22 protein-coding genes are annotated in these 25,305 nt (G+C 60.5%); 17 read left to right on the top strand and 5 right to left on the bottom strand.

What is annotated here, in order from left to right; genetic code table 11:
• Window positions 1-145: 145 nt before the first annotated feature.
• From HQL44_02825 to HQL44_02770, 12 genes are all read left to right on the top strand, one after another.
• Window positions 146-439 (top strand): STAS domain-containing protein, encoded by a 294-nt coding sequence (locus HQL44_02825; GenBank protein MBF0267506.1) that lies wholly within the window; start codon window positions 146-148, stop codon window positions 437-439.
• A gap of 440 nt (window positions 440-879) precedes the next feature.
• The gene (locus HQL44_02820) at window positions 880-1,176 is read left to right on the top strand and encodes an STAS domain-containing protein (protein MBF0267505.1); all 297 of its coding nucleotides are present in this window, start codon (window positions 880-882) and stop codon (window positions 1,174-1,176) included.
• A gap of 104 nt (window positions 1,177-1,280) precedes the next feature.
• Entirely contained in the window at window positions 1,281-1,808 is a 528-nt protein-coding gene (umuD, locus tag HQL44_02815; GenBank protein MBF0267504.1) for a translesion error-prone DNA polymerase V autoproteolytic subunit, read from the top strand.
• A gap of 41 nt (window positions 1,809-1,849) precedes the next feature.
• Entirely contained in the window at window positions 1,850-2,029 is a 180-nt protein-coding gene (locus HQL44_02810; GenBank protein MBF0267503.1) for a hypothetical protein, read from the top strand.
• 31 nt (window positions 2,030-2,060) lie between these two features.
• The gene (locus HQL44_02805) at window positions 2,061-3,356 is read left to right on the top strand and encodes a Y-family DNA polymerase (GenBank protein MBF0267502.1); all 1,296 of its coding nucleotides are present in this window, start codon (window positions 2,061-2,063) and stop codon (window positions 3,354-3,356) included.
• A gap of 411 nt (window positions 3,357-3,767) precedes the next feature.
• Window positions 3,768-4,943, top strand: a complete 1,176-nt coding sequence (gene sat, locus HQL44_02800; protein MBF0267501.1) for a sulfate adenylyltransferase — start codon at window positions 3,768-3,770, stop codon at window positions 4,941-4,943.
• A 40-nt stretch (window positions 4,944-4,983) separates the two neighbouring features.
• Complete coding sequence (locus tag HQL44_02795) at window positions 4,984-6,225, top strand: CoB--CoM heterodisulfide reductase iron-sulfur subunit A family protein (protein ID MBF0267500.1); 1,242 nt, start codon at window positions 4,984-4,986, stop codon at window positions 6,223-6,225.
• Between the two features lie 12 nt (window positions 6,226-6,237).
• On the top strand, window positions 6,238-8,463 hold the full coding sequence (locus HQL44_02790) for a hydrogenase iron-sulfur subunit (protein ID MBF0267499.1): 2,226 nt from the start codon (window positions 6,238-6,240) through the stop codon (window positions 8,461-8,463).
• 1 nt (window position 8,464) lies between these two features.
• Window positions 8,465-9,079 (top strand): 4Fe-4S dicluster domain-containing protein, encoded by a 615-nt coding sequence (locus HQL44_02785; protein MBF0267498.1) that lies wholly within the window; start codon window positions 8,465-8,467, stop codon window positions 9,077-9,079.
• A gap of 3 nt (window positions 9,080-9,082) precedes the next feature.
• On the top strand, window positions 9,083-9,976 hold the full coding sequence (locus HQL44_02780) for a CoB--CoM heterodisulfide reductase iron-sulfur subunit B family protein (GenBank protein MBF0267497.1): 894 nt from the start codon (window positions 9,083-9,085) through the stop codon (window positions 9,974-9,976).
• A gap of 129 nt (window positions 9,977-10,105) precedes the next feature.
• Window positions 10,106-10,612, top strand: coding sequence for a hemerythrin family protein (locus tag HQL44_02775; protein MBF0267496.1), 507 nt, complete (start codon window positions 10,106-10,108; stop codon window positions 10,610-10,612).
• Between the two features lie 102 nt (window positions 10,613-10,714).
• Entirely contained in the window at window positions 10,715-11,251 is a 537-nt protein-coding gene (locus HQL44_02770; GenBank protein MBF0267495.1) for a hemerythrin family protein, read from the top strand.
• A gap of 8 nt (window positions 11,252-11,259) precedes the next feature.
• Here HQL44_02770 and HQL44_02765 read toward each other — a convergent pair whose 3' ends face one another.
• The 4 genes from HQL44_02765 to HQL44_02750 form a co-directional block, all read right to left on the bottom strand.
• On the bottom strand, window positions 11,260-12,288 hold the full coding sequence (locus HQL44_02765; GenBank protein MBF0267494.1) for an amino acid ABC transporter substrate-binding protein: 1,029 nt from the start codon (window positions 12,286-12,288) through the stop codon (window positions 11,260-11,262).
• Window positions 12,285-13,388 (bottom strand): two-component system response regulator, encoded by a 1,104-nt coding sequence (locus tag HQL44_02760; GenBank protein MBF0267493.1) that lies wholly within the window; start codon window positions 13,386-13,388, stop codon window positions 12,285-12,287. The genes HQL44_02765 and HQL44_02760 overlap by 4 nt, the downstream gene beginning before the upstream one ends.
• Complete coding sequence (locus HQL44_02755) at window positions 13,385-17,578, bottom strand: PAS-domain containing protein (GenBank protein MBF0267492.1); 4,194 nt, start codon at window positions 17,576-17,578, stop codon at window positions 13,385-13,387. The genes HQL44_02760 and HQL44_02755 overlap by 4 nt, the downstream gene beginning before the upstream one ends.
• A gap of 105 nt (window positions 17,579-17,683) precedes the next feature.
• A complete protein-coding gene (locus tag HQL44_02750) occupies window positions 17,684-18,235 on the bottom strand; it encodes an EndoU domain-containing protein (protein ID MBF0267491.1) in 552 nt (183 codons plus the stop codon).
• Window positions 18,236-18,313: 78 nt separating this feature from the next.
• On the opposite strand from HQL44_02750, the gene HQL44_02745 reads away from it, so the two are divergent.
• Both HQL44_02745 and HQL44_02740 read left to right on the top strand, forming a co-directional pair.
• On the top strand, window positions 18,314-18,997 hold the full coding sequence (locus tag HQL44_02745) for a hypothetical protein (GenBank protein ID MBF0267490.1): 684 nt from the start codon (window positions 18,314-18,316) through the stop codon (window positions 18,995-18,997).
• Complete coding sequence (locus HQL44_02740) at window positions 18,985-20,265, top strand: hypothetical protein (protein ID MBF0267489.1); 1,281 nt, start codon at window positions 18,985-18,987, stop codon at window positions 20,263-20,265. Before HQL44_02745 ends, HQL44_02740 begins: the two co-directional genes overlap by 13 nt.
• An 8-nt stretch (window positions 20,266-20,273) precedes the next feature.
• Here HQL44_02740 and tsaD read toward each other — a convergent pair whose 3' ends face one another.
• The gene (gene tsaD / locus HQL44_02735) at window positions 20,274-21,290 is read right to left on the bottom strand and encodes a tRNA (adenosine(37)-N6)-threonylcarbamoyltransferase complex transferase subunit TsaD (GenBank protein MBF0267488.1); all 1,017 of its coding nucleotides are present in this window, start codon (window positions 21,288-21,290) and stop codon (window positions 20,274-20,276) included.
• A gap of 46 nt (window positions 21,291-21,336) precedes the next feature.
• On the opposite strand from tsaD, the gene hemC reads away from it, so the two are divergent.
• Genes hemC through HQL44_02720 form a run of 3 tightly spaced genes read left to right on the top strand, consistent with a single transcriptional unit; the run spans window position 21,337 to window position 25,228 of the window.
• The gene (gene hemC, locus HQL44_02730) at window positions 21,337-22,266 is read left to right on the top strand and encodes a hydroxymethylbilane synthase (GenBank protein MBF0267487.1); all 930 of its coding nucleotides are present in this window, start codon (window positions 21,337-21,339) and stop codon (window positions 22,264-22,266) included.
• Entirely contained in the window at window positions 22,263-23,921 is a 1,659-nt protein-coding gene (locus tag HQL44_02725; GenBank protein ID MBF0267486.1) for a uroporphyrinogen-III synthase, read from the top strand. Before hemC ends, HQL44_02725 begins: the two co-directional genes overlap by 4 nt.
• Window positions 23,921-25,228, top strand: coding sequence for a heme biosynthesis protein HemY (locus HQL44_02720; GenBank protein ID MBF0267485.1), 1,308 nt, complete (start codon window positions 23,921-23,923; stop codon window positions 25,226-25,228). The genes HQL44_02725 and HQL44_02720 overlap by 1 nt, the downstream gene beginning before the upstream one ends.
• Window positions 25,229-25,305 lie beyond the last annotated feature (77 nt).

Raw genomic sequence — 25,305 nt, 5'->3', positions numbered from 1 at the left:
GTTATATAACTCTTGCCCCCTGTCTTTGTAAGGCCAATATTTCTTTGACGGAACAATTTCGACGCCTTCTAATGCGTGCAACAGGTCATCTACGAAATCTGGCGAACGTTCGAACGCGAGCCGTATAGGAAGTGAGAGGTCGTCCATGAAGTTTTCCGCTCAAGAAACCGCCACCGGCAAGCAGATCGTCCTGTCCGGACGCATCACTTTCGCCGATTTCGACGCCATCAAATCGGTCATCGCTCTTGTGCAGGAATGCAACGGGCACCGCGTCGAGCTTGATCTGTCGGCGGTCGAATTCATCGATTCGTCAGCGCTTGGCATGTTCATGCTGGTCCGCGACGCGGCGCGCAGCAAGAATATCGGCCTGACCTTCAAAAGCGCCAAGGGCCAAGTCAAGCGCATCATGAATCTGGCAAGTTTCCAGATGGCGGCTTAGAGCGGATCGGAAGGAATCTGAGCCATTAAACGGCTCAGATTTCGCGCGTGAATCCGCTCTACCAATCTGTTTCAGCGAAGGATTCACGTTTAACTCCATGTCAGTGGAGTGACTTGGAGTTAAACGATCCTGCGCTAGCGCTGCTTGTTCTTTGCGCACAGGACAAAAAGGGGGCATTTGCCCCCTTTTTTTCTTGCCAGAAACTTGAATGAATTCTGTAATTTATGATGCGCAAAGTAGATTGTCATTATAAGACAAGGGGATATGTGTCCTTGCCATGTTCATGATGTCTTGGTACTCATCTGTAATTACTTGATGTTTTATCTTACGATACTGATGATAGTCATTTTATTATTTTGCGTGGCATTGACGATAGCCCGTACTCCTTTTAAGGTTATTCGTCACGCCTTGTTGCGTGACGTCATGGCGTGGAGGGATTTATGCAACATAATATTCAAACCAACGCAGGGGACAGGCTTGTCGCCCTCAGCGGGCGCATTACGTCGCGCGATTACAATGCCTTCAAGGAATTGCTGTCCATGTTCGACGAGGCGGGCGTGAAGCGCGTCGTTTTCGATCTTTCCCAGGTGGAGTTCATCGATTCGTCGGCGCTTGGCATGATCATGCTGGTGCGCGACAAGGCCAAAAGCAAAGGGGCCACCCTGAGCTTGCAAGGCGTTAAGGGCCAAGTGAAACGATTGATGGAAGTGGTCAAGTTCGATCAGACGGCGAATTAGGCCGCAATAACCCTGCCCCGGACCGGCGAGGACATTCCGCTTCGTCTCGGCTGAGTTTGTAAAACGTTCTTTACAAGTTCCGTTTTGTTCCGTATGATCTTCGTATGGAACCAAGTGCGCCCTTCGCTGAGTTGACGTCACCCCTACCCGGAACCGCCGCCCCCTTGGCGGGGGCGAAGGCGGGAGGCAGCCCCGTTGCCGGGGGCGGGCCTGAGGGGGGGCGCGCTACCGTTCCCTTTTTCGATCAAGCCCTGCAGGCGGGCTTTCCCTCGCCGGCGGCCGATCATCAGGCGATAGGGCTTGATTTGACCTCGCTTCTCATCCGCCATCCGGCGGCCACCTTCATGCTGCGCATTTCGGGCGACAGCATGACGGGGGCGGGCATTCTGGATGGCGATCTGGCCATCGTCGACCGTTCGATCAATGCCAAGCCCGGCCATGTCGTGGTGGCGGTGCTGGAGGGCGAGTTCGTGCTGAAACGCCTGCGCCTGCGGGGCGGGCGTCTGTTTCTGGACGCCGAGAATCCCAAATTCAACGCCTGCATCGTGCCGACGGAAAGCGGCTTTGAAATATGGGGGGTGGTGGTGGCTACCATCCGCCGACATCTGGGCGAGGAACGGGGTTGCGGGTGAGAGCGATTGCACACATGACCGGATATGGACAGGAGACGAAGATGCGACATTTATACAATATGGATTTCAGAGGGCTTTTTGCTGGTCTGGCGCCCGGCGGCAACGGCGCAACGGCGCCTGGCGGCAACGGTGCAAAGGCCGACGACGAGCGGGCGTGGCTGCGCGACTCGTTGTTTCCCATTGGCGTCTTTTCCTTCTGGTGGCTGATCTATTTCGGCTGATTGTCGGGCGTGAAAAGAAAGGCGCTGCGCCATGGCCTTTCCCACGCCTCCCATCGCCCTGGTCGATGGCAATAATTTCTTTGCCTCCTGCGAAAAGGCGTTCGATCCGTCGCTTAAGGGCGTGCCCGTCGTCGTACTGTCCAACAATGACGGTTGCGCGGTGGCCAGAAGCCCCGAGGCCAAGGCGCTGGGCATTCCCATGGGCGCGCCTTTGTTCAAGATCAGAGAGATCGTGGCGGCGCACGGCGTGCGCGTCTTTTCCGGTAATTTCGAACTGTATGGCGATATGAGCCGCCGGGTGACCGAGGTGCTGCGCGGCTTCACGCCTGAACTTGAAGTCTATTCGGTCGATGAAAGTTTTCTGGCCTTTCCGGGTTTTGGAGGCGACGAAGGCAAACTACTGGCTTTGGGCGGCGAAATCAGGGACCGCGTGGCGCGCTGGACCGGCATTTCCGTGGGCGTGGGCTTCGGCCCCACCAAAACGCTGGCCAAGCTGGCCAATTATCTGGCCAAGAAGGTGGCGGCCTTCGAAGGGGTGGCCAGTCTGATGGCGCCAGGCGTGCGCGCCGCCGTGCTCCCCCAAATTCCCATCGACGAAGTCTGGGGCGTTGGCCGCCAGTTGGCGCCGCGCCTGATCGCCATGGGGGTGCGCACGGCGGGCGATCTGGCCGCACTTGATCCGAAGAAGGCTAGGCGCGCCTTCACCGTGGTCGGCGAACGTCTGGTCCGCGAGTTGAACGGCTTGCCCTGCCTGGGGCTGGACGATGTGCCGCCCGCCCGCCAAAGCGCCGTGGTCAGCCGATCCTTCGGCAGGCCGGTTTCCGGTTGCCATGAATTGCAAGAAGCCGTGGCCGCCTTTGCGCACCGGGCCGCCGAGAAGATCAGGGCCGAGGGGCTGGCCGCCGCTTATATCCAGGCTTATGCCCATGCCAATCGGTTTGCCGAACCGTCCCTGCGTTATTCGGGCTGTTTGGGCGTCCATCTGGTCGAGCCGTCGTCGGATGGCTGTCTGCTGGTCGGCGAGGCCAAGCGGCTGGCGGCGCAAATCTGGCGGCCCGGCATCCGTTTCGCCAAGGCGGGCGTGATGCTGGCCGGGCTGGTGGAGGAGGGGCGCGCCACGCCTTCCTTGTTCGGGCGCAGCAGCCTTGAGCGCGACAAGGCTGGCCGCCTGATGGCCGCCATGGACGCCATCAATGCCCGCATGGGGCGCGACACCTTAAAGCCCCTGGCCGCCGGACTGAACAAGCCCTGGCAGGGCAAGTCGGCCAATCGCTCTCGGTCCTGGACGACGAGGTGGGACGAACTGCCGGTCGCCAAGGCATTGTGAATTAGAATTACTCAGTGAAGTTTTTAGCGCAAATTGTTCAAACGCTAGTGGAGCGAATTTGACATTCGAGTCCCACGGTCAGCGCGCTTGATTTCGAATGTCAAATTCAAAAGCTCCACTAGAAACACATAGTTGCTAGTGGTCCTGTTGATTCCGACATTTGCTTTCGAGCGTGGCGCGACGGGTCGCAAATGTCGGAATCGGACCACTAGGCAAAGGGGAAATCCCACTCTTGGCAATTCAAAGGGTTGGCAAAATCTTGGGTTCCAATATTTTTTCCCCTTTGCAGAAAACGTAATTTTATATCATAAAGGGCGCATATTCGTGGCCGCCCATATGAGGCGGCCCTAATAGCAGGTGGTTGCGTCCAGACGCCTGCGGCCATAAAAACCAAATGGGGAAGGAGAGACTATGTCCAAACTTGTGCCTCCGCATGGCGGCGATTCATTGAAGCCTTTGCTGCTGCCCGAAGTGGAGCGTGGCCCTGAGCTGAAGCGCGCGGCTTCTTTGAAGAAGATCCCGATGACCTCGCGCGAGACGTCGGACGTCATCATGCTGGCCATGGGCGCCTATACGCCGTTGGACGGTTTCATGGGAAGCGCTGACTGGAAAGGCGTGTGCGCCGACATGAAGATGGCCAATGGCCTCTTCTGGCCGATTCCCATCACCCTGTCGGCCGATCAGGCGCTGGCCGATTCGATCGGCGTCGGCGAGGAAGCCGCCCTGGTGGACGGCGAGACCGGCGAGATCATGGCCATCATCGACGTGTCCGAGAAATACACCATCGACCGCGATTTCGAAAACAGCCACGTTTACCGCACCACCGACCCCAAACATCCCGGCGTCGCCAAGGTGAACGAGCAGGCGGCGGTGAATATCGCTGGCCGCGTGCGCGCCCTGTCGGAAGGCGTCTATCCCGAGAAGTACAAGGACCTCTATCTGCGTCCCGCCGAATCGCGCGCCGTCTTCGCCGAAAAGGGCTGGTCGAAGGTGGCCGCCTTCCAGACCCGCAACCCGATGCACCGCTCGCACGAGCATCTGGCCAAGATTGCCGTTGAAGTGACGGACGGCGTCTTCATCCATCAGGTGCTGGGCAAGCTGAAGGAAGGCGACATTCCCGCCGAAGTGCGCACCGAAGCCATCGGCGCCATGATCGACAATTACTTCGTGCCGGGTACGGTCATCCAGGCCGGTTATCCGATCGAGATGCGCTATGCCGGTCCCCGCGAGGCCTTGATCCACGCCGTGATCCGCCAGAATTTCGGCTGCTCGCACCTGATCGTCGGGCGCGACCATGCAGGCGTCGGCGATTACTACGGCCCCTTCGACGCCCAGCATATCTTCGACGAGCTGTGGCCGGGCGCCATGGTCACCCAGGCTTTGAAGATCGACATCACCTTCTTCTGCACCAAGTGCTACGGCATGGCCACCGCCAAGACCTGCCCGCACGGCAAGGAAAGCCAGATCAATATCTCGGGCACCAAGCAGCGCGAAATGCTAAGCAAGGGCGAGCCGATCCCGCCCGAATTCTCGCGCCCCGAAGTGGTCGAAATTCTACGCAAATACTACGCTACCCTGAGCAAGTAAGTTCAGGCCGGTTCATCAGCCCGCAAAGTGTGAGGTGCCTATGAGTGACAAACCCAAAAGCCAGACCGTCCTTGTGGTGGGCGGCGGCATTGGCGGCATCAGCGCCGCTCTCGAAGCCGCGGAATGCGGCTCGGAAGTGGTTCTGATCGAAAAGGCGCCCACGCTGGGCGGGCGGGTGGCGGCCTTGAACCGCTACTTCCCCAAGATGTGCCATCCGACCTGCGGGTTGGAAATCAACTATCAGCGCATCAAGAAGAATCCCCGCATCAAGGTCTTCACCATGGCCGAAGTGTCGGGGATTGCGGGCAGCGCTGGCGACTATACTGTGAACGTGACCACCACGCCGCGCTACGTCACCCCGGCCTGCACCGCCTGCGGCGATTGCGCCAATGCCGCCACCAGCGAGGTGGCCGATCCGTTCAACTACAATCTATCCAAGGTCAAGGCGGCATACCTTCCGCACACCATGGCCTTCCCGATGCGCTATATCGTCGACGCCTCGGTCGTCGGCACGCCGGAAGGCCAGGCCATCAAGGCCGCCTGCAAGGTGGATGCGGTCAATCTGGAAGAAAAGCCCGATACCTTTACCTTGCATGTCGGCGCCGTGATCTGGGCCACCGGCTGGCGTCCCTATGACCCCAGCAAGCTGACCATGTATCGCCATGGCGAGATCGCCGACGTCATCACCAATGTCGAGATGGAGCGTCTGGCCTCGCATGACGGCCCCACACATGGCAAGGTTCTGCGGCCCTCGAATGGCGAAGCGCCCAAAAAGGTGGCTTTGATCCAGTGCGCGGGGTCGCGCGATCTCAACCATCTGGCCTATTGCTCGCGCATCTGCTGCTTGGCGTCGATGAAGCATGCCGCCTATGTGCGCGAACAATATCCCGAGGCCGAGGTCGATATCTATTACATCGACATCCGCGCCCACGACAAGCTGGAGGCCTTCTACCGCAAGGCCAAGGCCGATCAGGGCATCCGCTGGATCAAGTCGAAGCCGTCGCGCATCGAGAAGGGGCCGTCAGGCGAACCCGTGGTCTGCGGCGAAAACACCTTGTCGCGCGAAGTCTACGCCAATGCCTATGACTTGGTGGTTCTGGCCACCGGCATGCAGGCTTCGGCCCAGCCGCCTGCGGGCGCCGAGTTGGACGAATACGGCTTCGTGGTTTCGGAAGAGGGCGTCTTCGGCGCCGGTGTCGCCACCGGGCCGTTGGACGTCTCGATGTCGGTTCAGTCAGCTACCGCCGCGGCGCTTCGCGCCGTGCAAGCCGTGCGTTCGTAAGGAGATCGCCCCATGGAAAAGAAAATCGGCGCTTATCTCTGCTCGGGCTGCGGCATCGGCGAGGCGCTCAACGTCAAGGCGCTGGAAGGCGTCGTGACCAAGGAATTCAAGAAGCCCGTCAAAACGCACGAATGCCTGTGCGGCGATGCGGGCGTGGCCATGATCAAGGCCGACATGGACGCGGGCGAGGTGACGTTGCCGGTGATCGGCGCTTGTTCCCCCCGCGTCATGACCGACCGCTTCATGCTGCCGGGCATGACGCCCATTCGCGCCAATCTGCGCGAACAGGTGATTTGGAGCCACCCGGCGGGCGACGAAGACACCCAGATGCTGGGCGAAGACGTCATGCGCATGTTCATGACGCAGGCCACCAAGGTCAACGATCCCGTGCCCTTCACCGAGGGCGATTTCTCGACCACCATTCTGGTGTTGGGCGGCGGTTACGCCGGTCTGACGGCGGCCAAGCAGGCCGTGAAGGCCGGTCATGGCGTGATCCTGGTCGAGAAGAAGGCCGAACTGGGCGGCAATGCCGCCAATTGGGCCAGCATCGTTCCTTCGAAGCCGCCCTATCATGATCCGCAAGCCAACCCGCTGCCCGCCTTGATCGAGGAAGTGAAGGCCATATCGGCCATTCGCGTCATCACCGGGGCCACGGTCGTCAAGACCTCGGGCATGCCGGGCAAGTTCCAGGTGGAGCTTTCGGACGGTTCCTCCCACATCGTGGGCGCCATCGTTCTGGCCACTGGTTTCCGCCCCTATGACGCCAACAAGCTCACGCATTTGGGCTATGGCCTTTCCGCCGACATCGTCACCAATGTCGAGATGGAAGCCAAGCTGAAGGCAGGCAAGGTCGTTACCAAGGCGGGTTCCTCGCCCAAGGCCGTCGCCTTCATCCAATGCGCCGGATCGCGTGACCCCAACCATCTGCCTTACTGTTCGTCGGTCTGCTGTTCGGTGTCGCTGAAGCAAGCCATTCAGTTGACCAAGGCCGATCCCGAGACCATGGTCTATGTCATCTATGAAGAGATGCGCACGCCGGGCACGACGGAGGAATTCTACCGCGCCGCCCAGGAAGCGGGCGTCATCTTCATGAAGGGCAAAGCCACCAAGGTCGAGAATGGTTCGGGCATCACGGTGACCGTGGCCGACGAACTGCTGCAGCAAGATGTGCCGCTGGGACCCTTGGACATGGTGGTGTTGGCGACCGGCATGGTGCCTAATTCGACCGATCCCGACCAGCCCGCCCAGGAATACGGCGCCGAGTTGTTGAACGCCGACATCAATCCCTATCCGGCGGGCGACAGCTACAATCCGACGCCTGCCGTGCCGCCGGGTGGCCCCTTGCTCAATCTACAATACCGCCAGGGTCCGCATCTGCCGATGCTGGCCGACGGTTTCTCGGATTCGCATTACATCTGCTTCCCCTACGAGACGCGCCGCACCGGCATTTACACCTGCGGCCCGGTTCGCCGTCCGATGGACATGGGCGAAGTTCATGAAGACGCCATGGGTGCAGTGTTGAAGGCCATTCAGGTCATCCGCAACGCGGCCCAGGGCCATGCGGTGCATCCGCGCGTGGGCGATCTTTCATATCCGAAGATCAATCTCAACGCCTGCACCAAGTGCCGCCGTTGCACGGTGGAATGCCCCTTCGGCGCCATCGACGAAAACGAAAAAGACTATCCGGTGGTCAATCCCACGCGCTGCCGCCGCTGCGGCACCTGCATGGGCGCTTGTCCGGTGCGCACCATCTCGTTCGACAACTACACGGTCGAGATGCTGTCTTCCATGGTCAAGGCGGTCAACATTCCCGACGAGGACGAAGAAAAGCCGCGCATCCTGGTCATCGCCTGCGAGAACGACGCCTATCCGGCGCTGGACATGGCCGGCATCGCCAAGCACCAGTATTCGCCCTTCATCCGCGTGCTGCCGGTGCGCTGCCTGGGGTCGATGAGCCTGCTGCTGATCTCGGACGCTTTGTCGTCGGGTTATGACGGCGTCATCTTGATGGGCTGCAAGCCGGGCGACGATTACCAGTGTCACTTCGTCAAGGGCAGCGCCATGGCGAAGGAACGCTTGAGCAAGATCGCCGATACGCTGAAAAGCATGCAGCTGGAAGTCGAGCGCGTGACGATGGTGGACGCCAGCATCGCCGATGGCGCCCGCCTGCCCAAGGTGATCGACGAACTTGTGGCCAAGATCGACGCCGTCGGTCCCAACCCGTTCAAGGGGTTCTAAGATGAACGCGATTTCTCCCACGCCAAAGCGCGCCTACGATCTCAACTTCGCCCGTTACGTCTATGAGAACATCGACGGCGGCGAGCGTTTGCGCATGTGCATGCAGTGCGGCGCCTGTTCGGGTTCCTGCCCGATCGGCCAGCAGATGGATCATGGACCGCGCAAATTGTTCATGATGATCCGGGCGGGCATGAAGGAAGCGGTGCTGACTTCGAACACCATCTGGAACTGCGTGTCTTGCTACAACTGTGTGGTCCGTTGCCCCCGCAAGGTGCCCATCACCTACATCCTGCACGATCTGGCCTATCTGGCCGTGCAAGAAGGTTATGAACCCGCCAAGAAGGCCGACAACGCCCGTTTCGCCAAGGCCTTCTGGTGGTCGGCGGCCAAGTATGGGCGCACCGACGAACGCTTGGTCACCGGCATCTATTACTTCTCGTTTGGCATCGGCGAAGGCATGAAGCGCGGCATGGCCAACCAGAAGATCGCCATGAACATGATCAAGACCAAGCGCATGCATCTGGGCATGCCGCACGCCATCAAGGCGAAGGACGAACTTCAGAAGATCCTGGCCAAGGCCACGGAGATTCAAGCACGCCATGGGAAAGGGGCCTAAGAGATGACCCGCACGCTGACTTATTATCCCGGTTGCAGCTCGCAGGCCTCGGCTGTGCATCTGGACAAATCGCTTCGCGCCATCATGGGGCCGCTGGGCGTCGCCCTTCGTGATATCGACGACTGGAACTGCTGCGGCGCTTCGGTCGGCCATATCGAGGGTGGCCATCTGGCCAATTCGGCGCTGTCGGCCCGCAATCTCGCCAACGCCAAATCGGCTGGACCCGAGGATGTGATGACGCCCTGCGCTGCCTGCTACCTCAACACCCATTACGTCAATGAATCGATCCGCGGTTCCGAATCGCTCAAGAATGATTTGAACGAAGCGTTGGGTGTTGTCGGCAAAAGCTATGACGGTTCGCTGCATGTGCGCCATGTCTGCGAAATGCTGGTCACCGACATCGGCATGGATGCCGTGAAGGCCCAGGTCAAGAAGCCGCTGACCGGATTGAAGGTGGCGGGCTATGTCGGTTGCCAGACGGTGCGCCCCTTCGCCAACACCGAACGCGCCAACAAATTCGACAGCTACGACGATCCCACCTTCCTGGACGACTTCACCAAGGCCTGCGGGGCCGAGGCGCTGGACTTCAAGATGCGCACCCATTGCTGCGGCGGTTCGGTCTCGGTGATGAGTCCCGACAAGGGCCTGCATCTGATCAAGGAACTGCTTGACGAAGTGCAGAAGCTGGGCGCCGATGTTATTTCGACGCCATGTCCGCTCTGCCAGACCAATGTTGAAATGTACCAGCCCGAAATCAACAAGCGATTCGGCACCAATTTCAACATCCCGGTCGTCTTCTACAGCCAGTTGATGGCGGTGGCCTTCGGCCTCGATCCCGTGAAGGATGCGGGACTCGATCAGAATATTATCAAGTCGGATAAGCTGCTTAGCAAGTAACGGTCACGGGGGTGTCACACCCCCGTCATCCGCCCGCAACAGTCGAGCGGATGAAACGATATGATAACTTTAAATTAACGCCTGTCTTTGACAGCCTCGCTTCGGGTTTCAGACCTGAAGGAGGTTGCCATGACGCATCTTTCCAGACACGGCTGCAACAGCAGCTACAGCCAAGCAGGACGCCGCGTTGCCGACTGGAGTCCGTCGGAGCATAGCGTTGGCCTCGATCCCTTGGATCATGACCATAATCTGATCTTCATCGCGCTGGGCACGCTGGAGAACGAATTGAAGTTTCTGCGCCGCGGCCCCACGCTGCACAAGACGGTCAAGTTTCTCAGCCATCTGACCGAACGGCATTTCGCCAGGGAAGAGCATCTGATGGAGCGGCTTTGCTATCCCAAGGTCAGGGAGCATTGCGAGCAGCATGGCCTGCTGACGGCCTGGATGGAAGCCGTCCTGCCCAGCTTGGGCGAAATGCGCCGCCCCAGCTACGACGATGCCGTGGTGGCCTATCTGGCCGATTGGTGGAGCCTGCACAACGAACGCCATGACAAGCATTACGACCAGTACGCATTAGAGCGGCCCCATGAAACCGGAAGTATCCTTAGGCAGTTGGAATGCCCATCCGCCGCCTGAAAGTAACTAAAGATAGGCGTCTCTTGGTTGCTTGAATTGATCTGGATCGTTGCGGCGCGGTCTTTTTTCCTTCTAGAGTCATACTAGGCAAAGGAGGGGAAGATGGCCTTGCCGCATCAAGGATTGCTTGCCCCCGCCAGAAGTGGCGGGATCGCCCGTGTCGCCCCCCGCTTTGCCGGGTCAAGCGTCGGGCTGTCGGCGCTTGACCTCGACCACAGAATCTTGCATGTGGCGCTGGGCATACTCGAGAACGAGATTTCCTATGCCGCCCGGGGCGAGACGCTGGGCCGGACGGTTGGCTTTCTGATTCATTTCACCGACGAGCATTTCGGACGCGAAGAACGGCTGATGGCGGAAATCGGCTTTGACGGACTGGCTGCCCACAAGCAAAGCCATGACATCATGCGCGCCTGGATGGATGCGTCGCTGCCGGAAATCGGGGAAAGGCGCAACGCGCATTATGACGACGACGCCCTGGCCTATCTTTACGACTGGTGGGAAGATCATTCCATCCGGGAAGACAAGGGCTATGCCGATTTCATTCGCCATCGCCTGGACGAAGCGAAGCGGATCGTCGATGCCGTGCCGCGCGCCGACCTGCCCGGCTTTCTTTCTTCTTCGGCGGTATCTGCTTTCTAGCTGGGCAATCACTGGAAAGGCGGGGCGTACATCAGCCCGCCTTTGGTCCATAAATCGTTCAAGCCGCGCTCAAGTCCGATGGGGCTGGCGCTTCCCAGGTGACGCTCGAAACTTTCGCCGTAATTGCCGGTCTGGCGGATGATCTCATAGGCCCAGCTCTCGCCCAGTCCCAGCGCTTTTCCAAGGCCGGGATCGACGCCCAGAAAACGACGCACGGCGCTTTGCGGCGATTTCTTCATGTCTTGGATGTTGGCCTTGGTGATTCCCAGTTCCTCGGCGGCGATCTGCGCCAGCAAGGTCCATTTGACGATCTTGTACCAGCCTTCATCGCCTTTGCGCACCAGCGGCCCCAAGGGTTCCTTGGAAAGCCGTTCGCGAAACAGCACATGCTCGTCGGGGTCGGGCAACTGCGTCTGGCGCAGGATGGCCAATTGCGTGTAGTCGGTGGTCATGGCGTCGCACCGTCTTTCTTGATAGGCCTTCAGCATCTCCTGGGCGTTGGCGACCGTCACTTTGCGATAGGGCACGCGCAGGCTTTGCATGAAATCTTCCAGATTGCGTTCCGACGTGCTGGCGGGCTGAACGCAGACCGCCACATTGTTCAGGCTGCGGATGTTGGAAGCGCCCAGTTGGCGGCGCGCCAGGATGCCCTGGCCGTCATAATAATTGATGCCTACGAAGGAAAAACCGGCGTCGGTGTCGCGGGTCAGGGTTTGGGTCAGGTTGCGGGCCAGAAGATCCACCTTGCCCTCGCGCAGCATGTCTAACCCGTCCTTGACCGAAACCGGAAAGAATTCGACCTTTGACGCGTCTGATAGAACGGCGGCGGCCACTGCGCGGCAGAAATCGGCGTTCAATCCGTTCCATTTTCCGTTGGCGTCCTTGACGGCAAAGCCCTGAATTCCGGTGTGAACGCCGCAGCGCACATGGCCGCGCCCGATCACCTCATCCATCACGCTGGCCTTGGAAACGCTGGGCAGCGCCAGCAGAAGGGCGCAGGCGGCAAGAATGGCGAAGCGCAATCTGTTGCGGGTCATTGATGATCCTCGTCGCTAAAGGTTTGGGCGATGGCCTTTACGTCGTCGGCGATGGCCAAGAAGGCGTCGGCGGCGTCGGGGTCGAAATGACGCCCTTTCCCTTCTTGAATGATGGCGACCGATTTTTCGTGGCTGAAGGCCGGTTTATAGGCGCGCTTTGAGATCAGGGCGTCATAGACGTCGGCCACCGCCATCAGGCGGGCCGAGAGTGGGATGCTTTCGCCCGCCAGTCCCATCGGATAGCCGGTGCCATCCCACTTCTCGTGGTGCGACAAGGCGATATCGCGCGCCAGGGCCAGAAATGAATTGGCTTTGTCCAATTTGCTTTCCGCCGCCAGAATGGCGTCGCGTCCGATCAAGGTGTGACGCTTCATCAACTCGAACTCGTCTTTGTCGAGCGGTCCCGGCTTCAACAAGATGGAATCCGGAATGCCAACCTTGCCGATATCGTGCAGGGGCGCCGACTTGTACAGAAGGTCGATGGCGTCGGCATCCAGTTGCGTGGCGTAGTTGGGGTTCGAACCCAGTTTCATGGCCAGGACTTTGATGAAGTTCTGAGTGCGCCGGATATGGTTGCCGGTTTCGTTGTCCCTGGTCTCGGCAAGGCTGGCCATGGCCAGGATGGTGGCGTCGCGCACTTGCGCCAGTTCATGCGTGCGCTCGGCCACCTTGCGTTCCAACAAGGCGTTCTGATTCTTCAAAAGCGCCTTGGCTTCCTGCAGCATCAGATGATTGCGAATTCTGGATTCCACGATGGGCGGGCTGAAGGGTTTGGTGATGTAGTCCACCGCGCCTAGGGCAAAGCCCAGCGCCTCGTCTTGTTCTTCCGTTTTGGCGGTCAGGAACACGATGGGGATGTCGCGCGTGTCAGGATTGGCCTTCAGCGACTGGCAGATGTCGTAGCCGTCCATGTCGGGCAGGATGATGTCCAGCAGCACCAGATTGGGTTTTGGCTCCAGCAGGGCCAGTTCCAGCGCCTTCTTGCCGGTGGTGGCGATGCGCGTGCGCCAGAATGGCTTTGCCACTTCGTTGATGATCGAGATGTTGGCGGGCGAATCGTCGACGATCAGGATCAGGGGAAGTTCTGAAATTCCATTCATGCTTGGCATCCCGAAGACGTATCCAGCGCCGTCGAAAGGACGGCCAGTTGTTCCGCCGCCTCGTCGAAGGCGAAACGTTCGATCAGGCGGCCCAGGCGGGTCGATGGGGCCATGCCGCCTTCCAGGGCCAGATCAGGCTCGATCTCCTTGAAAAGTTCGAAGGCCTCGCCATCGCAGGCGGCCAGTTGGCGGGCCAGAAGATCGATCTTGGGGCGAAGCGTTCTCAACCTTGTCGCATCCCTGGGGCCGGGTTCGGAAGGAAGAAGGACGTCGTCGTCCTGACTGGCCTCAAGCCCCAGCGATGCCGCGATCGCCTGCATCGCTTCGTCGAGAAGGGCGAACTCGATCCTGGCGGTTTCAAAATTCCGGCTCTGCAGCGATTTTTCCAAACCCATCGCCAATTCTTGAATGCGCACCGCTCCCAGATTGGCGGCAACGCCTTTCAGCGTATGGGCTTGCCGTTCCGCCTCCTTGTGATCGCCTTCGCCAATCAGACGTAGCAGAAGCGGTCCCGCGCTGCGGTAATCGGCCACGAAATCGCCCAGCAGGCGCTTTAGCAGGTCGTTGTTGCCGTTCAGGCGGCGAAGCGCGCCCGCCATGTCGATGCCGGGCAGGGCGCCGTCCTGGGGCTGGGATGCTGGCGTGGCGCTGGCGACTGGTTCAGGCGCAACCATTGGCCGGGCCGGGTCAAGCCTGGGGGCGATCCAGGTTCTGATCGCCGCCAGCAGGCGTTCCGGCTCGACCGGTTTGGCGACGTGATCGTTCATTCCTGCCTCCAACACTTTGCGTCTTTCTTCCAAGGTGGCGTGCGCCGTCATGGCGATGACGGGCATGCCGTCCAATCGCGAATCCGCGCGCAGGCGCTTGGTGGTTTCGATGCCGTCCATGCCGGGCATCTGCAAATCCATCAGCACGCCGTCGAAGCGGCGCATCTCCTTTTGCGACAAACGGCCCAGCGCTTGGGCGCCGGTTGCCGCCACTTCCGACGAGATACCGAAGCTATCCAACAGGCCTTGCGCCACCTGCTGGTTGATTGGATTGTCTTCCACGATGAGCAGATGGGCGCCCATGACGTCTTGAAGGGAGTCTTGTTCGCGAGATTGGCGCACCTGACCGCTCTGGCCCTTGATCTCGGCCAGAAGATGGATCAGGCGGGTGGCGGTCAGCGGTTTCGTGGCGAAGGCGTCGGCTATGGAATTGGCCGGAAGGTCGGCGCCGAACGCGGACAAAAGCCCGATCCCCGGACGCTCCCCAAGGGGCTTCGAGAAATAGGTTCCGAACCGGTCGGCCAAGTTCGCATCAAGCAGAACGACATCGAAGCCGGCGCCTTTCTTCTTTGCCGCTTCCAGCATGTCTTGCGCCATGCCGGGGCTGTCGGCGATCTCGATGTCGATTTCAAGCCCAGCCGCAAGTTGCGTCAGGGCGCGCCGCTCGATGGGATGTTCGGCGACGATCAGGACAGGTCCCATTTGGGGCAGGCCCAGGGGCGGCTCGTCGGTCAGAACGCCCAGGCGGACCCTGACGTGAAAATCGGATCCCTTGTCTGGCTGGCTGGCCACTTTGATCTCGCCGTCCATCAGTTCGACCAAACGGCGGCTGATGGCCAGCCCCAGGCCGGTGCCGCCATATTTGCGGGTCGTCGAGCCATCGGCCTGGACGAAAGCCTGAAACAGCTTGGCCTGCTGTTCTTGCGTCATTCCGATGCCGGTATCGCGCACATGAATGTGCAGGTCGATATTGTCGTTGGAGAGTTTTCCAGCGCCAAGCGCCAGTTCGATGTCGCCCTTCTCGGTGAACTTGACGGCGTTGTTGACCAGATTGATCAGGACTTGGCTAAGGCGCAGGGAATCGCCGATCAACTGACGCGGCACGCCGGGATCGACGTCCAGGGACAGGGTCAGTCCCTTTTCGTGGGCGCGGTGCCCAACCATGGTGCAGACGGTGTCCAAAACGTGGTCGAGATCGAAAGGCACAGATTCGACATCCATTTTGCCCGCTTCGATCTTCGAGAAATCCAGAATGTCGTTCAGAATGCCCAGCAGGGTTCTGGCGGAATTCTCGATCTTGATCGCGTAATCATGCTGGCGCGAGCTTAGGCTGGTTTTCAAAAGTAGGTGGGTCATGCCCAGAACCGCATTCATCGGCGTGCGGATTTCATGGCTCATATTGGCCAGGAAGTCGCTTTTCAGGCGGTTGGCCTCTTCGGCCTGTTCGCGGGCCTGGCGCAACTTGCCCTCATTCTCTTCCAAAGCCTTTCTTGCCGCGATCTGGTCGGACACGTCGATGGCGACCAGAACAAGTCCTTGCGGGGTAATGGCGGAACGGTTGATGCGCAAGGTCCGCTTGCCGCCCGGCGTTACGTACCATGATCGCGTTTCGTTGGGTCCATCATGGAAGAAGGAATTCAGGCGCGCCTCGGCCAGTTGCGCAGGATCGCCCGGCCCGTAATCGCCGCGCTCGGCCAGAAATTTCAAGATCGTCGCCAAGGGCATGCCCTCGCTGATCATCCGGGGCGGCAAATCGAACAGTTCGACGAAACTTTCGTTGTAGAAGGTCAGGTTCAGATCGGAATCGACCTGATAGATGGCGCCCGGCACGGCCTCCATCACCAACTGGGTTTGTACGGTCTTGTCGGCCAAGCGGGCTTCTGCCTCGACCTGGGGCGTTACGTCGAGGGCGACGTAAACCGTCCCTTGCTCGTTGGTCTGCGAGCGGGTGATCTTCAAGAAGCGTTTGCCGCCCACCAGCAAGGTCGAGGTGGCCGGAAGATTTCCTTGCGGCGAATAGAAGCCCTTGAAATTCGCCTGCGCCAGTTCGACCGGATCGCCCTGGCCGTAATCGCCGCGCGCCGCCAGATAGCGCAGATGATGGATGATCGGCTCGCCCGAGCGTAATAGGTCCGGCGGAAATTCGAACAGTTCGGCAAAGCGCGCATTATGGAAAACAAGACGGTGGCGCTGATCGACCATGAAGACCGCGCCCGGCATGGCGTCCAAGATCAGGCGCATCTGCGCCGTGCGCGATGCCAGTTCGTTCTCGGTCGCCTTGAAATCGGCGATGTCGATGAGAACCGAGACCAAGCCGCCCTTGCCGTTGGCCGCGCCCCCGCTTTCCTCAAGCCCGAAAGTGCGCTTCCAATACAACATCTGATGGACGCGTCCATCGGCCAGATGCGCGCTGCTTTCTCCTTGCGATTCGCCGCCCTTGGCCAGCAGGATCATGTCTTCGGCATGGTTGCGCCTAGCTCTGTCGTCGCCGAACAGCTCGGGCGCGGTGCGCCCCATGATCATCTCGCGCCGAACGCCAAAGGCGATCTCATAGGCCTGGTTGCAGCTGACGAAGCGGCCATCGGTGTCCTTGATCGCCACCGGGTTGGGGATCGTGTCCAGCAAGGTGCGTTCGAATTCCAATTGGCGTCCCAGTTGGAACGTGTTGTTTCTGAAGATCACCAGCGCTTGGGCTAAGCGCGAGAATTCGTCATTGCCCTCCGCCGACGGAATGGGGCCGTCCAGTTGGCCCTGGGCCGCCCTGGTCATCGAATGCGTGATCGCCTCCAGCGTGCCGATCACCCGTTTGCGCATGGAATAGGCGCTCCAGGCGATCAGGATCAGAGCCATGCCGCCCAGGGCCACCAGCAAAGACGAGAACAGGTCGTATCTATTCTGGGCCTTGTCCAGGATGTGTTTGGCATGGCGGCGCTCGACCACCGTCAATTGGGCTAGGGCGCTGGTGACCGGCTCGATCGCGGGGAACATCTGTCGGGATAGATAGGTGGTCAGATCCTGCACCGCCTCGGCCTCCAGGATGTCGGCCAATTCGTTGAGCGAGGCTTCGGCTTCCGCCATGCGGTTTTCGGCCAGGACCGCCAAGGCCCGTTCGTCCTCGTCAATCAAGCGCGGCTTTAGGCTGGCCCAGGATTCGGCCATCTGGCTGCGGGTTTCGGCCAGTTGCTGCTTGGCGTTTCCCCAGTTCAAGGCGCCGTTGCGCACCTTGATGGCGATGGCGGGAACTTCGACGCCGTATTGTTCCGAAAGAGCGCGCAGATCGACCAGCGGTCCCAAGACGTCTTCGTTCAATTCAACGAAAATGTCCTGCGTCGCCCGCAAGATCCAGGTGCTGTTGAACGCCTGGACAAAGATGACCAGCGCCAGTACCGCAAAGGCGGCATACAGACGGGCCTTGATCGACATGCCAATTCCCCTGACACACCCGCTCGTCCAGCCTCCGCCGGACGTGTGAATAAGTTATAAGGACATCATTTTAGAGGAAAGCAAAGCCCATGGACAGTGGGCATGTCACTTCGCTGCTTCACGAATCGGATAGGCCGTGCGCACCGTTCCATCCATATCGACGACCCCTTGAATCTGGATGCCCGAAGGGGCCAAGCCGCGCCAGCCCCAGCTTCCGCCATCCAGCATGCGGGTGAGCTTTGCCGTTTGATAGGCGGCTTCGACCTCTTTTTCCAACTGGCCGCGCGTCCAGGCGGAAGGAAAAAGGGTCGAATCGCTTTTTTTGGCGATCCACTCCCCGTTCTTGGGGTTGAAAATCTCTACCTTGGCCCTGACCACGCCTCGCGAATCGGGCTTGCCCGCTTTGACCACGCGCGCCGAGCGCGGCACGAAATCGACCCCGGCGTAATGAAAGCCCGTGGCTTGCCCGAAGGCGTTGATTTGCCCCGACAGGATATGGCGCCAGTCGATCCGTTTTAAGGGGATGGCCTGGGCGGCTTCGGCACCGGCTTCCACCTTGGCGGCGGCAGTCAGGCCAAGCGCCGGCCCCTCGGCCAGAAGCGGCGCCGGAAGAAGCGGGGGCAACAAAAGGAGGAGCAGAAGAGCTAAGCGTTTCATGGGGCAATTAGATGAAAGGAAAATGCGGCGGGATTATGTCATTATCAAAGGCTAGAGACCAGAGCCGCCGATAGGAAAATGCTGAAGGAAGTTTTGTTCTGCCTGCGAGAAGCGCCGCATATGCGCCATGGCTGGCGGGTTGCGGCCGAACAGGCGGCCATTCACGCCAGGTTTCGCCGTCATCCCGAAGAATGGGGAACGCATCTGGCGATTTGCCGCGAACTGGTCCGCGAAGCGGCACTGGGCTGCAAGCGGGGGCGTTGCGCGGCCATTCTGGGGTCCGGCCTGTTGCTTGACGTGCCGCTTCAGGAACTGTGCCAGCGCTTCGATCGCGTATTGCTGATCGATCTGCATCATCCCAGGCCTGCTAGGCTTGCCAGGAAGCGTCATGCCAATCTTGTGCTGCGCCATGACGATGTGACCAAACCGGGATTTTGGGATCATTTAGCCCAGGAAGCGGATTTCGTGGTCAGCCTTAACCTGGCGGCACAGCTCGCCTTGGCAGAGGGGGGCGAACAGACGGCCAGAAACCACGCCCTGATGCTGAAATCCTGGCTGGGGGGCAGCATGATGATCTCGGAATTCGCCCGCGTCGAATTGGATGTCGAGGGCAGGGAGATCGCCCGCGAGTCGGCGCTGGCCCTGGGGCCTGATTTCGATTTGCCGGAAAAATTATGGAAATGGTATCTGGCGCCGCCGGGGGAACTTGCCCCATATAGGGGGCTGGCCCTGGAAATTGGGGCCTGGAAATGGAGAGTTTGATTTTGCGCCGGAATGCCGAACGTTTGAATCTGGAATGCCTGTGCAAGGCTGTGTCGGATGACAAGTTGGCGCAATCGCTAGACAGGCGGGCGGGCAAGGCGGGATTCGGAGCAAATGTTCTGGAAAGCCGCCCCCATCTCTTTTCGCGCACCCCCGTCTTCGTCACCAGGGACGACGCCGCCATGATGGCCGACATGGTCAAGGCCATCGAAAGAGTCTCCAGGATGCCCGCCTGGATTCAGGCGGCGCTTGAAGACGCCCCCGAAACGGCCAAGCGCGACTTCAAGACGAAAAGCGTGTTCATGGGCTATGATTTTCACATCGGCCCGCAAGGCCCGCTGCTGATCGAGGTGAACACCAATGCTGGCGGGGCCTATCTCAATCTGGCGATTCTGGACGTGCTGGACGCTTGTTGCGAGGATGCAGGGCGGGCGATGGCCGATCATCATCCGGACGTGAAGCGCCTTGATGAAACTTTCGTCGAGATTTTCCGTGCCGAGATGCAAGCCCAGAAGCTAGGCCAAGCGCTCGCCTTCGCAGCCATCGTCGATGACGATCCAGAAAACCAATATTTGTTGCCCGAATTCGAATTGGTTCAGGCGTCTTTTCTAAGGGCGGGCATCGCGAGCGTGATCGCCGATCCCGGATCGCTCGACTACCGGGACGGCGTGCTTTCGCATCAAGGCAGAACCGTCGATCTGGTTTACAACCGCTTGGTCGATTTCGGACTGGACGAGGAGCGCCATGCGCAATTGCGCATGGCCTGTCTGGATGGGGCTGTGGTCGTCACGCCAAGCCCGCGCGCCCATGCCCTGCTGGCAAATAAGCGCCATCTGACTTTGTTGTCGGACGCCGACGCCTTGCTGGCGTTGGGAGCAAGCGCCGACGATGCGGCCATGATTTCGGCGCATGTGCCGCGCACGATTTTGGTGACGCCCGAGAATGCCGACGAACTGTGGGCCGGGCGCAAGCGCTGGTTCTTCAAGCCCGCCTCGGGACATGCGGGCAAGGCGGCCTATCGCGGCGACAAAATGACGCGTGGCGTTTGGCAAGACATTCTGAAAGCCGAGTCCTATGTGGCCCAGGAAGTGGCTCCTCCCGCCGAACGCGGCGTGATGGTTGAAGGCATCGCCGCGCGCATGAAATCGGATATTCGCCTCTACAGCTATGACGGCAACGGCCTGTTGATGGCGGCTAGGCTTTATCAGGGGCAAACCACGAATTTCAGAACCCAGGGCGGCGGCTTCGCCCCGGTGCTGGTGGTTTAACGTCTTCCTTATAGCGCCTTCATCTCTTCCAGCGGCCAGCGGGGGCGCGGCGCGAAATCCAGCGAATCGCGTTGCCCCAGGCGGAAACGTTCGATGCCCGCCCAGGCGATCATGGCGGCATTGTCGGTGCATAGTTTCAAGGGCGGCGCCATGAAGGTCAGCCCATGTTTCTCGGCCAGGGCCAGCAACCTAGCCTTGATGGCTTGATTGGCCGCCACCCCGCCAGCCACCACCAGATGTCTGGCCTGGGGCGTCAGGGCGATGGCATGTTCGGCGCGGTCGGCCATCACCTCGGCCACCGCTTGCTGGAAACTGGCCGCAATGTCTGCCCTGACGCGCGGGGTCAGTTCCGATGCCTGTTCCGCCGCCAAGCGCACCGCCGTTTTCAGGCCCGAGAAGGAAAAGTCGCAACCGGGTCGCCCCTTCATCGGCCTGGGAAAAGCGAAGCTGGATGGATCGCCCGCCAGGGCGGCCCGTTCGACGGCAGGGCCGCCCGGATAGCCCAAATCCAAAAGTTTCGCCGTTTTATCAAAGGCTTCTCCAGCGGCGTCGTCGATGGTGCCGCCCAGCTTGCGGTAATGGCCCACCCCTTCGACGGCCAGCAATTGGCAATGACCGCCGGAAGCCAGCAACAGAAGGTAAGGAAAGGGCAGGCTGGTCCCCAGCCGGGCCGATAAAGCGTGCCCTTCCAGGTGGTTGACGGCTATGAAAGGTTTGTTCGCCGCCAGCGCGATGGCCTTGCCGGTCATGGCGCCTACGAAAACGCCACCGATCAGGCCGGGTCCGCAGGTGGCGGCCACCAGATCGAGATCGGCGAATTCCTTCCCGGCGGCCTGCATGGTTTGGCCGATCAGCCTGTCCAGATGTTCCAGATGCGCCCTGGCCGCCACTTCAGGCACCACGCCGCCGAAGGGGCGGTGTTCGTCCAATTGCGACAGGATCCGTTCGGCCAGGATCAGGCCCTGGCCGTCCACCAGGGCGGCCGCCGTTTCGTCGCAGCTTGTTTCTATGCCAAGGGCAAGCATTCTTAGGCCTTTGCAATCCAGGCCGGGGACATTACAACAAGCCCTTATGAACGCGCACACAAAACTTCGTCTAGGAACCCGGGGCAGCCCCTTGGCGCTGGCCCAGGCCCATGAAACCCAGGCCCGCTTGGCCAAGGCTTTCCCCGAGCTTGCGGGGATGGTCGAGATCGAGATCATCAAGACCACCGGCGATGCCGTGCTGGACCGCCCGCTGGCCGAGATCGGCGGCAAGGGACTGTTCACCAAGGAGATCGACGAGGCCTTGCTGGATGGGCGCATCGATCTTGCCGTCCATTCCATGAAGGACGTGCCGACCCTGATTCCCGAGGGCACGGTGATGGCGGCCTTGTTGCCGCGCGAAGACGTGCGCGACGCTTTCATTTCCATCAAGGCCAAGTCGCTGGCCGATTTGCCTTCGGGCGCTGTGGTGGGAACCGCCTCGTTGCGCAGGCAGGCCCAGATTCTGGCGAAACGTCCCGATCTGAAGGTGCAGTCCCTGCGCGGCAATGTGCAGACGCGCTTGAAGAAGATCGAGGAAGGGGTGGCCGACGCCACCCTTCTGGCCATGGCGGGCTTGCGGCGCTTGAAGCTGGAGCATCATGTGGCCTCGGCCATTGAAACCATCGATCTTCTGCCTGCCGTGGCGCAAGGGGCCATCGGCATCGCCTGCCGCACGGATGACACCCGCATGCGCGCTTATCTGGCCGCCCTCAACGATGCCGAAACCGAAATGCGGGTGGCCGCTGAACGCGCCTTCCTGACCGTTCTGGACGGTTCGTGCCGCACGCCCATCGCCGCCTTGGCAATCATCGAAAATGGCCATATGCAATTCGAAGGGCTGATCGCCACCCCGGACGGCAAGAGAATCCTGCGCGCCAAGCGTGACGGCGATTCCAAGGACGCCGCAGCCATGGGCGATGCTGCTGGGCGCGAATTGCTGGCCCAGATGGGGCCTGAATTCAAGATGACGGTATGAGGCTGCTGGTCACCCGCCCGGCCGAAGACGCCGCTCCTTTGGCGAAGTTGCTGGAGGAGAGGGGGCATCGGGCGGTTTTGGAACCTTTGCTGGAAATCGTGCCGCTTCCAGACGCCAGCATCGATCTTGACGGCGTGCAGGCCTTGCTTTTCACCTCGGCCAATGGCGTGCGCGCCTTTGCGAGCCTTCATGCCGACCGCGGTCTTCCTGTCTTTGCGGTGGGCGCTTCCACGGCCAGCGCGGCCAGCAATGCCGGTTTTTCTCAGGTCGAAAGCGCCGAGGGCGACGTGGCCGATCTGGCCCGGTTGGTTGGGCATAAATGCGACCCCGCCAAGGGGGCGCTGCTGCATCCGGCGGCCAGCCAGGTGGCAGGCGATCTGGCGGGTTTGCTGGGGGATGCCGGATTCGAGGTTCGACGTAGGGTAATCTACGAATCCAAGGCGGCAAAGGCGCTGTCTTCCGAAACGATTGGGCTATTGCAGGAAGGCGCCATTGACGGCGCGCTCTTTTTCTCGCCCCGCACGGCTGAGAGCTTTGCTTCCTTGGCCAAGCAAGCTAACATCGCAGACAGGCTTGGCTGCGTGACGGCCTTTGCCCTGAGCCAGGCCGTCGCATCCCGGCTGCAAACGCTGCCTTTCAAGGTAGTGCGCATTGCCGAAAGTCCGGATCAGAACGCGCTTCTCACCTGCATCGACGAGGGGGCCATGACCAGCGAAGCCGAACCCAAGGAACCGCAAGACCAGAGTGCTGCAAAAATCGACGATGCGATGCCGCCTCCGGTTCTCAAGGCCAAAAGCGCCTTGCCCGTCTTTCTGGCCGGCGGCGTTCTTGGCATTGCCCTGGTGGCGGGGGCCGGGGCCATGCTGTGGCCGACGCTGGTCGATTCCTTGAAGACCGAGATCATGCAAGAAGAGGCGGACGGTGAACCGGCGCTGACAGCTGGCAGCGACGTCATCAAGGCGCTTTCGGCGCGCGACGAATCCCTGGCCCGGCGTATCTCGGACCTTGAATCCAAGGCAGCCCAGCCGGTTCACGAAGGCCCTGGGCTGGCTCCTGAAGACCTGGCCCGCTTGAACGAGCGTTTCGCGAAACTGGAAACCGACCTGCAGGCCCTGTCGTCAAAGCGCGAGGCGGGACCGTCGATGCTGGTGGCCGCCCTTTTGCTGCGCGACGCCAACAACGCAGGCCGCTCTTTCGGCAAGGAATTGGAAACGCTGGCCCGGCTGGCCGGAGACGATGCGGAAATGGCGCCGCATCTTGCCGCCTTGAAACCGATCCAGGAGAAGGGCATTGCCCCGTTTGCCGAAATCGAGCGCAACTTCCAAACGCTCAAGCCCGAACTGCTGCGCTCGACCATGGATGCCAACGAAGACTTGTGGGCCAGCGTTCTGCGCCGCCTGTCGGTTTTGATTTCAATCCGGCGGGTCGATAGTCAGGGACAGGAAGAAGGCGGCATCGACGGCGCGGTGGCCAGGGCCGAGGCGGCGCTGGCCAAACGCGATCTGGCGGGGGCTGCCGCCAACCTCACCACGCTTGCCGGGCCTGCCGGCGAGTTGATCAAGCCCTGGCTGGGCGAAGCCTATATCCATATCGAAGCCGATCTGCATATCCAGTCCTTGCTGGACCGCGCCCTGGCCTTGACGGTGAAACCCTGATGCTGCGCCTGCTTCGCTATCTCTTTGGTGTTGGCGTACTGGTAGCGCTTTCGGTGTGGCTGGCCGACCGTCCTGGATCGGTGGCGCTTGACTGGTTGGGTTGGCGCATCGAGACCAGCGTGCCCTTGCTGCTTGTTCTATTGCTGCTGACGGCCTTTGCTCTGTTCTGGCTGGCGCGCGTCTTCGGCTTTCTGGTCGGCATGCCCAGCATCTTTGGCCGCATGTTGGACGAGCGCAAACAACGCAAAGGCTACGAGGCGCTGACCAAGGGATTGGTGGCGGTGGCGGCGGGCGATCCGAAAGAGGCTCTGCGCCAAGCCAGACAGGCAGATTCATTTCTGAAGGCGCCGCCGCTGACTTTGCTGCTGGCCGCCCAGGCCGCGCAATTGGCGGGAGACGACGACGCAGCCGCCCGGCATTTCGAAGCCATGCGTCAACGGCCGGAAACGGAATTTCTGGCCCTGCGCGGCCTGATGACCCAGGCCTTGAAGAAAGGCGATCACGCCGCCGCTTTGCGCCATGCAAGACGAGCGCACGCCCTGAAACCCGAAGCTGAATGGGTTTATTCGGCGCTTTCCTCCTTGCTGATCGAGGAACATGCCTGGGACGAAGCGCTGGTGCTGACGGAAAAGGCCGCCAAGCGCCATTTGGTCGGAGCAACCGTCGCCAAACGCAGGCGGGCGCTCTTGTTGCTGGAAGCGGCTGGCGAGGCGGCGGACCCGGCGCATGGCGCCAAGTTGGCTCAGAACGCTTTCGAGTTGGCGCCCGACCTGCCTGCCGCCGTCATGTTGGCCGCCCAGCGACTGAAGGAATGCGGCAAGGAATCCAAGGCCGTCCGCTTGCTTGAGAAGGCGTGGTCGTCATGCCCGCACCCAAGCATTGCCCAGACGTTTCTCGATCTGGTCGCCAACGAAGATCCTTTGAAACAGGTGATCGCCGTCGAGAAAATGGTGAGTGGAAAGCAAGGCGATCCTGAGAGCCATATCGCCATCGCCACCGCCGCCTTGAAGGCCCGCCTGTGGGGCAAGGCCAGGACGGCGCTTCTGCCGCTGGCCGAAGCGGCGCATCCTCAGGCTCGCGTGATCAGCCTGATGGCGGCCATCGATGAAGCCGAGGGGCGGTTGGCCGATTCCGTCGCTTGGCTGCGCCGGTTGAACGATGCCGCTCCCGATCCCGTCTGGAGCTGTTCCGCCTGCGGCCATGTCGACGAATCCTGGTCCTCGTCATGCCCCTCCTGCCATGCCTTCGATACGATGTCATGGAAGACGCCTGAACGGTCTATGGCTCTATTAGCACCTGATGCGTAATGTATTATCAACTAATAGCCTAGATAGCAGTGTGTGTTGATAAATAATATATCAATTCATGCCGCAACAAATCACCT

The organism is Alphaproteobacteria bacterium (genome assembly GCA_015231795.1).
In the GTDB taxonomy this organism is placed as follows: Bacteria; Pseudomonadota; Alphaproteobacteria; order Rhodospirillales; family WMHbin7; genus WMHbin7.
This window is presented reverse-complemented; position numbering and strand designations above follow the sequence as displayed.

Coding starts and splice junctions, on each gene's coding strand:
- HQL44_02825 (MBF0267506.1), top strand. CDS start 146: ATGAAGTTTTCCGCTCAAGAAACCGCCACCGGCAAGCAGATCGTCCTG.
- HQL44_02820 (MBF0267505.1), top strand. CDS start 880: ATGCAACATAATATTCAAACCAACGCAGGGGACAGGCTTGTCGCCCTC.
- umuD (MBF0267504.1), top strand. CDS start 1,281: ATGGAACCAAGTGCGCCCTTCGCTGAGTTGACGTCACCCCTACCCGGA.
- HQL44_02810 (MBF0267503.1), top strand. CDS start 1,850: ATGCGACATTTATACAATATGGATTTCAGAGGGCTTTTTGCTGGTCTG.
- HQL44_02805 (MBF0267502.1), top strand. CDS start 2,061: ATGGCCTTTCCCACGCCTCCCATCGCCCTGGTCGATGGCAATAATTTC.
- sat (MBF0267501.1), top strand. CDS start 3,768: ATGTCCAAACTTGTGCCTCCGCATGGCGGCGATTCATTGAAGCCTTTG.
- HQL44_02795 (MBF0267500.1), top strand. CDS start 4,984: ATGAGTGACAAACCCAAAAGCCAGACCGTCCTTGTGGTGGGCGGCGGC.
- HQL44_02790 (MBF0267499.1), top strand. CDS start 6,238: ATGGAAAAGAAAATCGGCGCTTATCTCTGCTCGGGCTGCGGCATCGGC.
- HQL44_02785 (MBF0267498.1), top strand. CDS start 8,465: ATGAACGCGATTTCTCCCACGCCAAAGCGCGCCTACGATCTCAACTTC.
- HQL44_02780 (MBF0267497.1), top strand. CDS start 9,083: ATGACCCGCACGCTGACTTATTATCCCGGTTGCAGCTCGCAGGCCTCG.
- HQL44_02775 (MBF0267496.1), top strand. CDS start 10,106: ATGACGCATCTTTCCAGACACGGCTGCAACAGCAGCTACAGCCAAGCA.
- HQL44_02770 (MBF0267495.1), top strand. CDS start 10,715: ATGGCCTTGCCGCATCAAGGATTGCTTGCCCCCGCCAGAAGTGGCGGG.
- HQL44_02765 (MBF0267494.1), bottom strand. CDS start 12,288: ATGACCCGCAACAGATTGCGCTTCGCCATTCTTGCCGCCTGCGCCCTT.
- HQL44_02760 (MBF0267493.1), bottom strand. CDS start 13,388: ATGAATGGAATTTCAGAACTTCCCCTGATCCTGATCGTCGACGATTCG.
- HQL44_02755 (MBF0267492.1), bottom strand. CDS start 17,578: ATGTCGATCAAGGCCCGTCTGTATGCCGCCTTTGCGGTACTGGCGCTG.
- HQL44_02750 (MBF0267491.1), bottom strand. CDS start 18,235: ATGAAACGCTTAGCTCTTCTGCTCCTCCTTTTGTTGCCCCCGCTTCTT.
- HQL44_02745 (MBF0267490.1), top strand. CDS start 18,314: ATGCTGAAGGAAGTTTTGTTCTGCCTGCGAGAAGCGCCGCATATGCGC.
- HQL44_02740 (MBF0267489.1), top strand. CDS start 18,985: ATGGAGAGTTTGATTTTGCGCCGGAATGCCGAACGTTTGAATCTGGAA.
- tsaD (MBF0267488.1), bottom strand. CDS start 21,290: ATGCTTGCCCTTGGCATAGAAACAAGCTGCGACGAAACGGCGGCCGCC.
- hemC (MBF0267487.1), top strand. CDS start 21,337: ATGAACGCGCACACAAAACTTCGTCTAGGAACCCGGGGCAGCCCCTTG.
- HQL44_02725 (MBF0267486.1), top strand. CDS start 22,263: ATGAGGCTGCTGGTCACCCGCCCGGCCGAAGACGCCGCTCCTTTGGCG.
- HQL44_02720 (MBF0267485.1), top strand. CDS start 23,921: ATGCTGCGCCTGCTTCGCTATCTCTTTGGTGTTGGCGTACTGGTAGCG.